Here is a 13,122-nt window from a genome sequence, read left to right on the forward strand (position 1 = left end):
ATGCAGTTGATTGAACATGCCGACTCGCCACGCTCCATTCGTTTACACGAGCGTGACAACGTAGTGATTGTGGTCAATGACCAGGGCGTACCGGCCGGGACCGAGTTTCCGGATGGCCTGGTGACCGTGGATTTCATTCCCCAGAGCCACAAGGTGACCCTGGAAGATATCCCCGAGGGCGGTCCGATTATTCGCTATGGCCAGACCATTGGTTACGCCTTGGCGCCGATTCCGCGCGGCAGTTGGGTCCAGGAAGACCAGCTGCGCATGCCCACCGCGCCACCGCTGGACAGCCTGCCTCTGTCCACCGAGGTGCCGCAGGCCCAGATGCCGTTGGAAGGTTTCACGTTCGAGGGCTATCGCAACGCCGACGGCACCGTGGGCACGCGCAATATCCTTGGCATCACCACCACGGTGCAGTGTGTCACCGGGGTGCTGGACCATGCGGTCAAACGCATCAAGGACGAATTGCTGCACAAGTACCCCCACGTCGATGACGTGGTGGCGCTGACCCACAGCTACGGCTGTGGGGTGGCGATCACCGCGACGGATGCCTACATCCCGATCCGCACCGTGCGCAACCTGGCGCGTAATCCGAACCTGGGCGGCGAAGCGTTGGTGATCAGCCTGGGCTGCGAGAAATTGCAGGCCGGGCAGGTCATGCATGACAACGACAGCTCCGTCGACCTGAGCGAGCCGTGGTTGTACAGGCTGCAGGATTCCAGCCACGGCTTTACCGAAATGATCGAGCAGATCATGGCGCTGGCCGAAACCCGCCTGAAGAAACTCGACCAGCGCCGCCGCGAAACGGTACCGGCGTCCGAGCTGATTTTGGGCATGCAGTGCGGCGGCAGTGATGCGTTTTCCGGCATCACCGCCAACCCTGCACTGGGGTACGCCTCGGACCTGCTGCTGCGGGCCGGCGCCACGGTGATGTTTTCCGAAGTCACCGAAGTACGTGATGCCATTTACTTGCTGACTTCTCGTGCGCAGACGAAGGAAATAGCTGAAGAGTTGGTCAGGGAAATGGACTGGTACGACCGTTACCTGGCCAAGGGCGAAGCCGATCGCAGCGCCAACACCACGCCGGGCAACAAGAAAGGCGGGTTGTCGAATATCGTCGAGAAGTCCCTGGGCTCGATCGTCAAATCCGGCAGCAGCGCGATCAACGGCGTGCTGGGCCCGGGCGAACGCGTCAAGGGCAAAGGGCTGATCTTTTGCGCGACGCCGGCCAGCGACTTTGTGTGCGGCACCTTGCAACTGGCGGCGGGGATGAACCTGCATGTGTTCACCACCGGGCGCGGCACGCCTTATGGGCTGGCGATGGCGCCGGTGGTGAAGGTCTCGACCCGCACCGAACTGGCACAGCGCTGGCCGGACCTTATCGATATCGACGCCGGACGCATTGCCACCGGGCGCGCGACCATCGAGGAGCTGGGCTGGGAGTTGTTCCACTTCTACCTGGACGTGGCCAGCGGCAGGAAGCAGACGTGGGCAGAGCATCACAAGCTGCACAACGACATCACGTTGTTCAACCCGGCACCCATTACCTGAGACCTGGTCGCCTGCCTTCGCGAGCAAGCCCGCTCCCACATTCGCCCGCATTCCAACGTTGGAACTCGATCAAGTGTGGGGGCGGGCTTGCTCGCGAAGGCGTCATACCAGACGCCGCGGGGCTGCATGGCTTATCATTAGCCACCTAACGACGCTCACCAAGGTTCTCCGCGGCATGCTGGCTATTTTCCTCTCCACCCTCACCATCACCGCACCGGTGTTTGCCATGCTGTTTCTAGGGGTGCTGCTCAAGCGCATCAACTGGATCAACGACAACTTCATTCACACAGCGTCGTCCCTGGTGTTCAACGTCACCATGCCGGCGTTGCTGTTCCTGGGCATCCTGCATGCCGACCTGCACTCGGCGCTCAAGCCGGGCTTGCTGATCTACTTTTGCGTGGCCACGCTGCTGAGCTTTGCCCTGGCCTGGGGCTGGGCGATCTTTCGCTGCAAGCCTGAAGACCGGGGCATCTACACCCAGGGCGCATTTCGCGGCAACAATGGGGTGATTGGCCTGGCCCTGGCCGCCAGCATGTATGGCGACTACGGTATTTCCCTCGGTGCGATTCTCGCGGCGCTGGTGATCCTGTTCTACAACACGCTGTCGACCATTGTGCTGGCGGTGTACAGCCCGGTGATCAAGTCAGACCCGTGGAGCATCTTCAAAAGTGTAGTGGCTAACCCATTGATCATCAGCGTGATCGTGGCTGCGCCGTTCGCCTACTTTCAGCTGGGTTTGCCTGGCTGGCTGGAAAAGTCCGCGCAGTACCTGGCGGACACCACCCTGCCATTGGCATTGATCTGCATCGGCGGCACCTTGTCCCTGGCGGCACTGCGCAAGAGCGGCAACATGGCGGTGAGCGCGAGTTTGGTGAAGATGGTCTGGTTACCGCTGATCGCCACGCTGGGCGCCTGGCTATTGGGCTTTCGCGGGCCGGAACTGGGGATTCTGTTCCTGTATTTCGGCGCGCCGACGGCGGCGGCGAGCTTCGTGATGGCCAGGGCGGCCGACGGTAATCATGAGCTGGCGGCGGCAATTATCGTGATCACCACCCTGATGGCGGCGGTGACCACGAATATCGGTATTTTCGTGTTGCAGGCGGGCGGCTGGATCTAGCCTTCTTTCTGGTAGGTATCGATCACTTCCTGGGCCGCACGAAACGCGTCGATCGCCGCCGGCACCCCGGCATATACCGCGCAATGCAGCAGTGCCTCACGAATCTCTTCCACGGTGCAGCCATTGTTCAGCGCGCCGCGTACGTGGCCCTTCAGCTCTTGCGGGCACTTGAGCGCGGTGAGCGCGGCGAGGGTGATCAAGCTGCGCGTTTTCAACGGCAACCCTTCGCGGCTCCACACGCTGCCCCAGGCATGTTCGTTGACAAAATCCTGCAGCGGCTGGCTGAAGTCGGTGGCGTTGCCCAGGGCGCGATCGACGAATGCATCGCCCATCACTTGGCGACGCATCTGCACCCCGGTTTTTTTCTGTGCGGTCATTGCGATTCCCTCTTGTGTTGGCGGCGCCAGGCGCGCAGCGAAGTGAACAACAGGAACACCACCAGCGCTGGCAAGACGTAATGCAGCATCAATTGTTCAAGCTTGTTGGCCAGCGGCATGCCGGTGGTGAACGACATCACATGCAGCCCATACGCCAGGTACAGGCCCAGCAGCACCAGGCCTTCGGCACGGGTGACGCGGTAACCGGTATAGAACACCGGCAGGCACAGCACCACCACGCCGAGCATCACCGGCAGGTCGAAGTCCAGGGCGTTGGGTGACACCGACAGCGGTGACGGCGCCAGCAGCGCGGTGAGGCCCAATACGCCGAGCAGGTTGAACAGGTTGCTGCCGATCACGTTGCCCACGGCAATTTCGCGCTCGCCGCGCAGGGCGGCAATCAGCGAGGTGGCCAGGCACGGCAGCGAAGTGCCGACGCCTATCAGCGTGAGGCCAATGATGCGTTCCGACAGGCCCAGGTCGCTCGCCACGTTCACTGCCGCACCCAGCAACAGGTGCCCGGCCAGTACCAGGATCAATAAGCCGCCCAGCATCAGCAGCACGCTGCTCAGCCAGGGCGCGCGCGCGAGGGTGTGCAGTGTGCGCGGGCGACGGGAGTGGCGGGTCTGGTAGTGCAGCACGCCGAGGTAGGCGAGCAGGGCGACGAGCAGCAACAGGCCGTCGAGCGGCGTGAGTTCTTCGTTGGCCGCCAGGGTAAACACCAGCAGGCCGGCGAGGATCATCACCGGGATATCCACGCGCACCAGTTGCCGCGAGACCCGCAACGGAATGATCAGCGCCGACAGGCCCAGGGTCACCAGGGTGTTGAAGATGCTGCTGCCGAGTACGCTGCCCACGGCGATGTCGGTATTGCCGGCCAGGGTGGCTTGCAGGCTCACGGTCATCTGCGGTGCGCTGCTGCCGAAGGCTACGATCGTCAGGCCGATGATCAGCGGCCGAACCTTGAGGCTGGCGGCCAGGCGCACGGCTGCGCGCACCAGGATCTCGGCGCCGATGAACAGCAGCACCAGGCCGCTGAGCAGTTCGAGCAGGCTCCAGGGCGAGAGGGCGGTTAATCCGAAAATGGCCAGGGCTCCTTTGTCTTTTGGGGGGGCTCAGTTGCCCATGGCTTGCACGCGAACCCGTGCGGTACCGCTGCTGAGCATACCCAGTTGCTCGGCCGCCTTGCGGGAAAGGTCGATCAGGCGCCCACGCGTATGCGGGCCGCGATCATTGATACGGACCACGACAGACCTGTCGTTGTTGAGGTTGGTGACCTTGACCTGGGTGCCGAACGGCAGTTGCCGGTGGGCGGCGGTCAGGGCGTTCTGGTTGAAGGGTTCACCGCTGGCTGTGCGTTTGCCATGGTGTTTGGCGCCGTAATAGGACGCGGTGCCGGTTTCGTCGTAGCCGTTGGGGTCGATGAGGCCGCTGGCGCAGCCTGCCAGCAGGGAGAACAAGGCCAGGAGGCCGAGTAGACGCTTCATTTTCAAATTGCCCCGATCAAATGGGGGAGCGGGCTTGCTCGCGAATGCAGTGTGTCAGCCAAATGTTTCTTCACTGATCCACCGCCTTCGCGAGCAAGCCCGCTCCCACAAGGGATCCGGGGTCGAGCACGAAACCTCCCCCCGGACCATTCACCGCTATCAGCCCTCGAGCTTGCTTTTGAGCAGTTCGTTCACCTGTTGCGGGTTGGCCTTGCCCTTGGACGCTTTCATTGCCTGGCCGACAAAGAAGCCGAACATCTTGCCGCGCTTGGCTTCGTCTGCCGCACGGTATTGCTCGACCTGTTCGGCGTTGGCCGCGAGCATTTCATCGAGCACGGCCGAGATTGCGCCGCTGTCGGTGACTTGCTTGAGACCGCGCTTCTCGATGATTTCATCGGCAGAGCCTTCGCCCGCTGCCATCGCTTCAAACACGGTCTTGGCGATTTTGCCGGAGATGGTGTTGTCTTTGATGCGCAGCAGCATGCCGCCCAACTGCTCCGCGGTCACCGGGGCTTCGTCGATTTCCAGGCCCTGCTTGTTCAGCAGGCTGCCCAGTTCAACCATCACCCAGTTAGCGGCCAGCTTGGCGTCACCGGCGATGCTCACGACTTTTTCAAAGTAGTTCGCTTGCTCGCGGCTGGACGCCAGCACGCTGGCGTCATAGATCGACAGGCCGAACTGTTCCTGGAAACGCTCGCGTTTCTGCTGCGGCAACTCTGGCAGGGTGGCGCGGATGTCACTGAGGAACGAGTCCTCCAGCACCACCGGCAACAGGTCCGGGTCGGGGAAGTAACGGTAGTCGTTGGCTTCCTCCTTGCTGCGCATGGCGCGGGTTTCGTCTTTGTTCGGGTCGTACAGACGCGTTTGCTGGATCACCTTGCCGCCGTCTTCGATCAGTTCGATCTGGCGACGCACTTCGGTATTGATCGCCTTCTCGATAAAGCGGAACGAGTTGACGTTCTTGATCTCGCAACGGGTGCCGTATTCGGCCTGGCCTTTTGGCCGCACCGACACGTTGCAGTCGCAACGCAGCGAACCTTCGGCCATGTTGCCGTCGCAGATGCCCAGGTAGCGCACCAGTGCGTGGATGGTCTTGACGTAGGCCACGGCTTCCTTGGCGCTGCGCATGTCCGGCTCGGACACGATCTCCAGCAGCGGCGTGCCGGCACGGTTCAGGTCGATGCCGGTGGCCCCAGGGAATTCTTCATGCAGGCTCTTGCCGGCATCTTCTTCCAGGTGGGCACGGGTGACGCCGACACGTTTGATGGTGCCGTCTTCCAGCGGGATGTCCAGGTGGCCCTTGCCAACGATCGGCAGTTCCATCTGGCTGATCTGGTAGCCCTTGGGCAGGTCCGGGTAGAAGTAGTTCTTACGCGCGAACACGCTGTGCTGGCCGATCTCGGCGTCGATCGCCAGGCCGAACATCACGGCCATGCGCACCGCTTCCTGGTTCAGCACCGGCAGCACGCCGGGCATGCCCAGGTCTACCAGGCTGGCCTGGGTGTTGGGCTCTGCGCCGAAGGTGGTGGCGCTACCGGAGAAAATCTTCGATTGGGTGGCGAGCTGGGTATGAATCTCCAGCCCGATCACAACTTCCCATTGCATAGTGTTCTCCTCAGAAGCCGGTAGGGGTGCGAGTGTGCCAGTCGGTGTTCAACTGGTACTGATGCGCCACATTGAGCAGGCGGCCTTCCTGGAAATACGGGGCGAGCAATTGCACGCCCACCGGCAGGCCATCGACGAAGCCGGCGGGCATGGACAGGCCCGGCAGGCCCGCGAGGTTGGCGGTGATGGTGTACAGGTCTTCCAGGTACTCGGCGATCGGGTCGCCGGTCTTGGCGCCGATCTTCCAGGCCGGGTTCGGCGTGGTTGGGCCGAGGATGATGTCGACTTCTGCAAAGGCCGCCATGAAGTCGTTCTTGATCAGGCGCCGGATTTTCTGCGCCTTGAGGTAGTAGGCGTCGTAGTAGCCGGCCGACAGGGCGTAGGCACCGACCATGATGCGACGTTGTACTTCGGCGCCGAAGCCTTCGCCGCGGGAGCGCTTGTACAGGTCGTCCAGGTTTTTCGGGTTTTCGCAGCGGTAGCCGAAACGCACGCCGTCGAAACGCGACAGGTTCGAGGAGGCTTCCGCCGGTGCGATCACATAGTACGCGGGGATCGCGTGCTGGTTGTTCGGCAGGCTGATTTCCTTGATCACGGCGCCGAGCTTTTGCAGCTCCTTGACGCTGTTGTGCACCAGCTCGGCGATACGCGGGTCGAGGCCGGCGCTGAAGTATTCCTTCGGTACACCGATGCGCAGACCTTTGAGCGAGGTATTCAAGCTGGCGCTGTAGTCCGGCACGGGCTCATCGATACTGGTGGAGTCCTGTGTGTCGAAGCCGGCCATGCCTTGCAACAGGATCGCGCAATCTTCGGCGGTGCGGGCCAGAGGGCCGCCCTGATCGAGGCTGGAGGCATAGGCGATCATGCCCCAGCGGGAAACGCGCCCGTAGGTCGGCTTCAAACCGGTGAGGTTGGTGAACGCTGCCGGTTGGCGGATGGAGCCGCCGGTGTCGGTGGCCGTGGCGGCCGGCAGGAAGCGTGCGGCGACTGCTGCGGCCGAACCACCGGACGAACCGCCGGGCACGTGTTCCAGGTTCCATGGGTTTTTCACGGCGCCGTAGTAGCTCGACTCGTTGGCCGAGCCCATGGCGAATTCGTCCATGTTGGTCTTGCCCAGGGTCACGGCCCCGGCGCTCGCCAGCTTGGACACCACGGTGGCGTTGTAGGGTGCCTTGAAGTTGTCGAGCATCTTCGAGCCGCAGCTGGTGCGAATGCCCTGGGTGCAGAACAGGTCCTTGTGGGCGATCGGCGCGCCCAGCAGTGCGCCGTTTTCACCGTTGGCGCGACGTGCGTCGGCGGTCTTGGCCTGGCTCAAGGCCAGCTCTTCGGTGAGGCTGATGAAGCTGTTGACCTTGGGGTCAAGCGCGGCGATGCGCGTGAGCAGGGTCTTGGTCAGCTCTTCGGAAGAAAACTTTTTGTCGGCGAGACCGCGGGCGATCTCGGCCAGAGTCATGTGATGCATGAAAGGCTCTTTCCCTTTAGTCGATGACTTTCGGAACCAGGTACAGGCCGTTTTCGACCGCTGGCGCGATGGACTGGTAGGTCTCGCGATTATTGACTTCGGTCACGACGTCTACGCGCAGGCGCTGGCTGGCTTCCAGCGGGTGAGCCAGGGGCTCGATGCCGTCGGTATTCACGGCCTGCATTTGGTCAACCAGCCCGAGAATGCTGTTCAGGGCTGCGGTGGTCTGTGGAAGATCGACTTCATTCAGGCCAAGCGAGGCCAGATGAGCGATTTTTTCCACGTCGGAGCGTTCAAGCGCCATGGGAATCTCCTGTGGAAAACAGAACGGAGGCTGTCCGTGTGTTAGATTGTCGGAACACTACCGCATTTCTACGGTCTTACGGCCGCGATTGTGGGGTTTGGTGCACAGAAAGTCGGCCAATTTAGCACATTGGCGCCTTGCCCAAAATCCCTGTCGTTGTTAGAGTTTGCCGCACTTTTTTACCCACGCGTTGCCTAGGGTCCTTTCCCCATGTTCAAGAAACTGCGTGGCATGTTTTCCAGCGATCTTTCCATTGACCTGGGCACTGCCAACACCCTTATTTACGTGCGCGAGCGCGGTATCGTCCTGAATGAGCCATCGGTTGTGGCCATCCGGACCCATGGTAATCAGAAAAGTGTCGTTGCCGTCGGCACCGAGGCCAAGCGCATGCTTGGCCGAACACCAGGCAATATTGCCGCCATTCGTCCGATGAAGGACGGCGTGATCGCCGACTTCAGTGTCTGCGAGAAGATGCTGCAGTACTTCATCAACAAGGTTCACGAAAACAGTTTCCTGCAGCCCAGCCCTCGTGTGCTGATATGCGTTCCGTGCAAGTCCACCCAGGTGGAGCGTCGAGCCATCCGTGAATCGGCCCTTGGCGCCGGTGCCCGCGAAGTATTCCTGATCGAAGAGCCAATGGCTGCGGCGATCGGTGCCGGCCTGCCGGTTGAAGAGGCGCGCGGTTCGATGGTGGTGGATATCGGTGGTGGTACCACTGAAATCGCCCTGATTTCCCTGAACGGTGTGGTGTATGCCGAATCCGTGCGTGTAGGTGGCGACCGCTTCGACGAAGCGATCATTACTTATGTGCGCCGTAACTACGGCAGCCTGATCGGCGAATCCACCGCCGAGCGCATCAAGCAGGAAATCGGTACCGCTTACCCGGGCGGCGAAGTGCGCGAAGTCGATGTTCGCGGTCGTAACCTGGCCGAAGGCGTGCCACGTGCCTTTACCCTGAACTCCAACGAAGTGCTGGAAGCTCTGCAAGAGTCCCTGGCCACCATCGTTCAGGCTGTAAAGAGCGCCCTGGAGCAATCGCCGCCGGAACTGGCTTCCGATATCGCCGAGCGCGGCCTGGTGCTGACCGGTGGTGGCGCCTTGTTGCGTGACCTCGACAAGTTGCTGGCCCAGGAAACCGGCCTGCCGGTGATCGTCGCCGAAGATCCGCTGACCTGCGTCGCCCGTGGCGGTGGCCGTGCACTGGAAATGATGGATAAACACACCATGGACCTGCTTTCCAGCGAATAAGATCGTTGGTTGCGCCATGTTTCGCTGGCAGGCAGCACTTTGCAGTGCTGCCTGTTGGCGTTTATCTTCTCCAATCTGCATCCAGGCCGGTTTGATGCCGTATGAATAGAGAGAACATTTGCCTGGGAGGAGCGGCCTATTAAACCGCTTTTCGCCAAAGGCCCCTCATTGGGCGTGCGCTTATTGGTGCTGGTCGTGCTTTCGGTCGCGCTGATGGTGGTCGATGCCCGCTTTGCACTGCTCAAGCCGGTGCGTAGCCAGATGTCGCTGGTGTTGATGCAGACCTACTGGATCACCGACCTGCCGCAACGTCTCTACCAGGGCGTGGCCAGCCAATTCGGCAGCCGCACCGAGCTGGTCGCCGAAAACGAAAAACTCAAGACAGAAAACCTGCTGCTGCAGGGGCGCATGCAAAAGCTGGCCGCCCTCACCGAGCAGAACGTTCGGCTGCGCGAGTTGCTCAACTCTTCGGCGCTGGTCAACGAGAAGGTCGAAGTGGCCGAGTTGATCGGCATGGACCCGAACCCCTTTACCCATCGCATCATTATCAACAAGGGTGAGCGCGACGGTGTGGTCCTTGGTCAGCCGGTGCTCGATGCCCGTGGCCTGATGGGCCAGGTGGTGGAACTGATGCCCTACACTTCGCGGGTATTGCTGTTGACGGACACGACCCACAGCATTCCAGTGCAGGTCAACCGTAACGGCTTGCGCGCGATCGCCAGTGGTACCGGTAACCCGGAGCGTCTTGAGCTGCGCCATGTAGCTGATACCGCCGATATCAAGGAGGGCGACCTGTTGGTCAGCTCCGGCCTGGGTCAGCGTTTCCCAGCGGGTTACCCGGTGGCGACGGTCAAGGAGGTGATCCACGATTCCGGCCAGCCGTTCGCCATTGTGCGCGCGGTGCCCACTGCCGCCCTCAACCGCAGCCGTTACCTGCTGCTGGTGTTCAGTGATAACCGCACCCCGGAAGAGCGTGCCAACGACGCCGCCCAGGCCCAGGAAGCGGAAGATCAGAAGAACGGGGTAGCGCCAACCGTGCCTGCCACGGTGCCAAAACCGGCGCCCGTGGGGGCGCCCGCACCTGTCACTGCCCCGGCAACTGCGGCGCCCGTGACCACGCCGGCCAAACCGGCCAAGCCTGCGGTGCACAGCGCTCGCCCGGCCAAACCGGCAACGGCTACGCCCGCCAGCGCGGCCCCGGCAACTCGGCCTGCGGCGGCGCCGGCAACCACGCGCCAGAGGGAGGAATAATGGCCGGTACTCATTCGAGCAATGGCTGGATCGTCTGGCTGACGTTCGCTGTCGGCTTGCTGCTCAGTGTTTCGCCATTGCCGCAGTTCATGGAAATCCTGCGCCCGTTGTGGCTGGCGCTGCTGCTGGCCTTCTGGTCGCTGAACCTGCCCCATAAAGTGGGGATGGTCACGGCCATGTTTCTGGGCTTGGCGGAAGATGTGCTGTATGGCACCTTGCTGGGCCAGAACGCGTTGATCCTGACCCTGATTACTTTTCTGGTGCTGTCGTTGCAGCAGCGCCTGCGCATGTTCCCGATGTGGCAGCAGTGCCTGGTGATCCTGGTGATCTTCGGCCTGGCGCAACTGGTGCAGCTGTGGTTGAGCGCCTTGACCGGTAACCGCCAGCCGACGTTGGCACTGGTGCTGCCGGCCCTGGTCAGTGCCTTGCTGTGGCCCTGGATCAGTTTCGGCCTGCGTGGATTACGTCGCCGCTATAAAATCAATTGAATGGATTGCGAGGCTCCGCCTGGTTATCGAACCCCACAGGGAGAGTCTGCAATGAATTCGCTTTATCTGGCCTCGGGCTCTGCGAGGCGGCGTGAACTGCTGACCCAGATCGGTGTGCCCTTCACCGTGGTCAGCGCCGCCATTGACGAAACCCCTTTTACAAACGAAACCCCCGTCGCCTACGTTGAGCGTCTCGCTCGCGGTAAAGCCACGGCGGGTTTTGCCGCGCTTGAGCATTCTGCGGGCGCCTGTGTGCTGGGCGCCGACACTGCCGTGATTATCGACGGCAAGATCCTCGGCAAGCCTGTGGATCAGGCTGATGCCCTGGCAATGCTGATGGCTTTGGCGGGGCGCGAACATGACGTGCTCACTGCCATCGCGCTCACCGACGGTGAGCGCTGCGACACTCGATGCGTAAGCAGTCGTGTACGTTTTCGCGGGATTTCTGTCGAGGAGGCTACAACCTACTGGCACAGTGGCGAACCGCAAGACAAGGCCGGCGGCTATGCTATTCAAGGGCTTGGCTCGGTATTCGTGGCCGGGCTCAATGGCAGTTATTCGGCCGTGGTAGGCCTGCCGGTGTGCGAAACCGCGCAACTGCTTGGCCAATTCGGCATACCCTGTTGGCAAAACCTTACCGCGCGCTGAACGCTGCATGCCAGCGCCCAGCCTTAAGCGATCGGTCACTATTGTGAAAACGCCTGAACGAGACCCAGCCATGAGTGAAGAGATTCTGATCAATATCACGCCGATGGAATCGCGCGTGGCGGTGGTAGAGAACGGTGTTCTGCAAGAAGTGCACGTCGAGCGCACCCAGAAGCGCGGAATCGTTGGCAATATCTACAAGGGCAAGGTGGTGCGAGTATTGCCGGGGATGCAGGCAGCCTTCGTCGACATCGGCCTGGACCGTGCTGCCTTTATCCATGCTTCGGAAATTTCCCTGCGCGAAGGCCCGACGGTGGAAAGCATCAGCGCCCTGGTGCATGAAGGGCAGAGCCTGGTGGTGCAAGTGACCAAGGACCCCATCGGCTCCAAAGGTGCACGCCTGACCACCCAGTTATCGATTCCGTCGCGTTACCTGGTGTACATGCCGCGTACCGCTCATGTCGGTATTTCCCTGAAGATCGAGGACGAAGCCGAGCGCGAGCGCCTGAAAAAGGTGGTCAGCGACTGCGTGGCCGCTGAGGGCATCAAGGAGGCGGGCGGCTTTATCCTGCGTACCGCCGCCGAAGGGGCCGGTGCCGATGAAATCCTGATGGACATCCGCTATCTGCGCCGCCTGTGGGATCAGATCGGCGCGCAGATCAAGACCGTTGGTGCGCCAAGCGTCATCTATGAAGACCTGGGCCTGGCCCTGCGCACGCTGCGCGACCTGGTCAGCCCCAAGATTGAGAAAATTCGCATCGACTCGCGGGAAACCTTCCAGCGCACCACGCAATTTGTCGCCGAGCTGATGCCGGAAATTGCCGACCGCCTGGAGCATTACCCTGGCGAGCGGCCGATCTTCGATCTGTATGGCGTCGAGGACGAAATCCAGAAAGCCCTGGAGCGCAAGGTGCCGCTGAAGTCCGGTGGCTATCTGGTGGTCGACCCGGCGGAAGCCATGACCACTATTGACGTCAACACGGGCGCGTTCGTTGGTCATCGCAACCTCGAAGAAACCATCTTCAAGACCAACCTCGAAGCGGCCACCGCGATTGCCCGCCAACTGCGCCTGCGCAACCTGGGCGGCATCATCATCATCGACTTCATCGACATGGAAGATGAGGAGCATCAGCGCCAGGTGTTGCGCACCCTCGAAAAACAGCTGGAGCGTGATCACGCCAAGACCAATATCATCGGCATAACCGAGCTGGGCCTGGTGCAGATGACCCGCAAGCGTACCCGCGAGAGTCTGGAGCAGGTGTTGTGCGAGCCCTGCAGCAGTTGCCAGGGGCGCGGTAAGTTGAAAACCCCTGAAACGGTTTGCTACGAGATTTTCCGCGAAATCCTACGAGAGGCGCGGGCCTATCAGGCCGAAGGTTATAGAGTGCTTGCCAACCAGAAAGTGGTCGACCGCCTGCTGGACGAGGAGTCCGGTAACGTTGCCGAGTTGGAAGGGTTTATCGGTCGCACGATTCGTTTTCAGGTTGAAACCATGTATTCCCAGGAACAATACGACGTGGTGCTGCTCTGATCCTCATTCGCTTTCTTTTGTTGATCCGGCAGGCCTTGATCTGCTGTCCGCCT

At 61.5% G+C, this 13,122-nt stretch carries 13 protein-coding genes; 7 read left to right on the forward strand and 6 right to left on the reverse strand.

Annotated elements, in window-relative coordinates; genetic code table 11:
- On the forward strand, nucleotides 1–1,554 hold the full coding sequence (gene garD, locus AB4O05_RS09195) for a galactarate dehydratase (protein ID WP_460131482.1): 1,554 nt from the start codon (nucleotides 1–3) through the stop codon (nucleotides 1,552–1,554).
- Between the two features lie 175 nt (nucleotides 1,555–1,729).
- Nucleotides 1,730–2,671 carry an AEC family transporter gene (locus AB4O05_RS09200; RefSeq protein ID WP_460131480.1) on the forward strand — a complete coding sequence of 314 codons (942 nt, stop codon included), beginning with the start codon at nucleotides 1,730–1,732 and terminating at the stop codon, nucleotides 2,669–2,671.
- Here AB4O05_RS09200 and AB4O05_RS09205 read toward each other — a convergent pair.
- The 6 genes from AB4O05_RS09205 to gatC form a co-directional block, all read right to left on the reverse strand.
- Nucleotides 2,668–3,048: a carboxymuconolactone decarboxylase family protein gene (locus AB4O05_RS09205; RefSeq protein ID WP_460131478.1), complete on the reverse strand. Its 381-nt coding sequence runs from the start codon at nucleotides 3,046–3,048 to the stop codon at nucleotides 2,668–2,670. The two genes, AB4O05_RS09200 and AB4O05_RS09205, sit on opposite strands and share 4 nt — an antisense overlap.
- Nucleotides 3,045–4,091, reverse strand: coding sequence for a calcium/sodium antiporter (locus tag AB4O05_RS09210; RefSeq protein ID WP_460137630.1), 1,047 nt, complete (start codon nucleotides 4,089–4,091; stop codon nucleotides 3,045–3,047). The genes AB4O05_RS09205 and AB4O05_RS09210 overlap by 4 nt, the downstream gene beginning before the upstream one ends.
- Before the next feature lie 72 nt (nucleotides 4,092–4,163).
- Complete coding sequence (locus AB4O05_RS09215) at nucleotides 4,164–4,535, reverse strand: septal ring lytic transglycosylase RlpA family protein (protein ID WP_460131476.1); 372 nt, start codon at nucleotides 4,533–4,535, stop codon at nucleotides 4,164–4,166.
- A 159-nt stretch (nucleotides 4,536–4,694) separates the two neighbouring features.
- Entirely contained in the window at nucleotides 4,695–6,140 is a 1,446-nt protein-coding gene (gene gatB, locus AB4O05_RS09220; protein ID WP_460131474.1) for an Asp-tRNA(Asn)/Glu-tRNA(Gln) amidotransferase subunit GatB, read from the reverse strand.
- Nucleotides 6,141–6,150: 10 nt separating this feature from the next.
- Nucleotides 6,151–7,602, reverse strand: a complete 1,452-nt coding sequence (gene gatA / locus AB4O05_RS09225; protein WP_460131472.1) for an Asp-tRNA(Asn)/Glu-tRNA(Gln) amidotransferase subunit GatA — start codon at nucleotides 7,600–7,602, stop codon at nucleotides 6,151–6,153.
- A gap of 16 nt (nucleotides 7,603–7,618) precedes the next feature.
- A complete protein-coding gene (gene gatC / locus AB4O05_RS09230) occupies nucleotides 7,619–7,906 on the reverse strand; it encodes an Asp-tRNA(Asn)/Glu-tRNA(Gln) amidotransferase subunit GatC (protein ID WP_460131471.1) in 288 nt (95 codons plus the stop codon).
- A gap of 210 nt (nucleotides 7,907–8,116) precedes the next feature.
- Here gatC and mreB point away from each other — a divergent pair, with 210 nt between their 5' ends.
- From mreB to rng, 5 genes are all read left to right on the forward strand, one after another.
- Nucleotides 8,117–9,154, forward strand: a complete 1,038-nt coding sequence (mreB, locus tag AB4O05_RS09235; RefSeq protein WP_002555108.1) for a rod shape-determining protein MreB — start codon at nucleotides 8,117–8,119, stop codon at nucleotides 9,152–9,154.
- 138 nt (nucleotides 9,155–9,292) lie between these two features.
- On the forward strand, nucleotides 9,293–10,405 hold the full coding sequence (gene mreC, locus AB4O05_RS09240; protein ID WP_460164902.1) for a rod shape-determining protein MreC: 1,113 nt from the start codon (nucleotides 9,293–9,295) through the stop codon (nucleotides 10,403–10,405).
- On the forward strand, nucleotides 10,405–10,893 hold the full coding sequence (gene mreD, locus AB4O05_RS09245; RefSeq protein WP_460131467.1) for a rod shape-determining protein MreD: 489 nt from the start codon (nucleotides 10,405–10,407) through the stop codon (nucleotides 10,891–10,893). Before mreC ends, mreD begins: the two co-directional genes overlap by 1 nt.
- A gap of 51 nt (nucleotides 10,894–10,944) precedes the next feature.
- A complete protein-coding gene (locus AB4O05_RS09250; RefSeq protein WP_460131466.1) occupies nucleotides 10,945–11,541 on the forward strand; it encodes a Maf family protein in 597 nt (198 codons plus the stop codon).
- Between the two features lie 70 nt (nucleotides 11,542–11,611).
- Nucleotides 11,612–13,069: a ribonuclease G gene (gene rng / locus AB4O05_RS09255; protein ID WP_460131464.1), complete on the forward strand. Its 1,458-nt coding sequence runs from the start codon at nucleotides 11,612–11,614 to the stop codon at nucleotides 13,067–13,069.
- The last annotated feature ends 53 nt before the right edge of the window (nucleotides 13,070–13,122 follow it).

Source organism: Pseudomonas sp. S1_G07, from assembly GCF_054668565.1.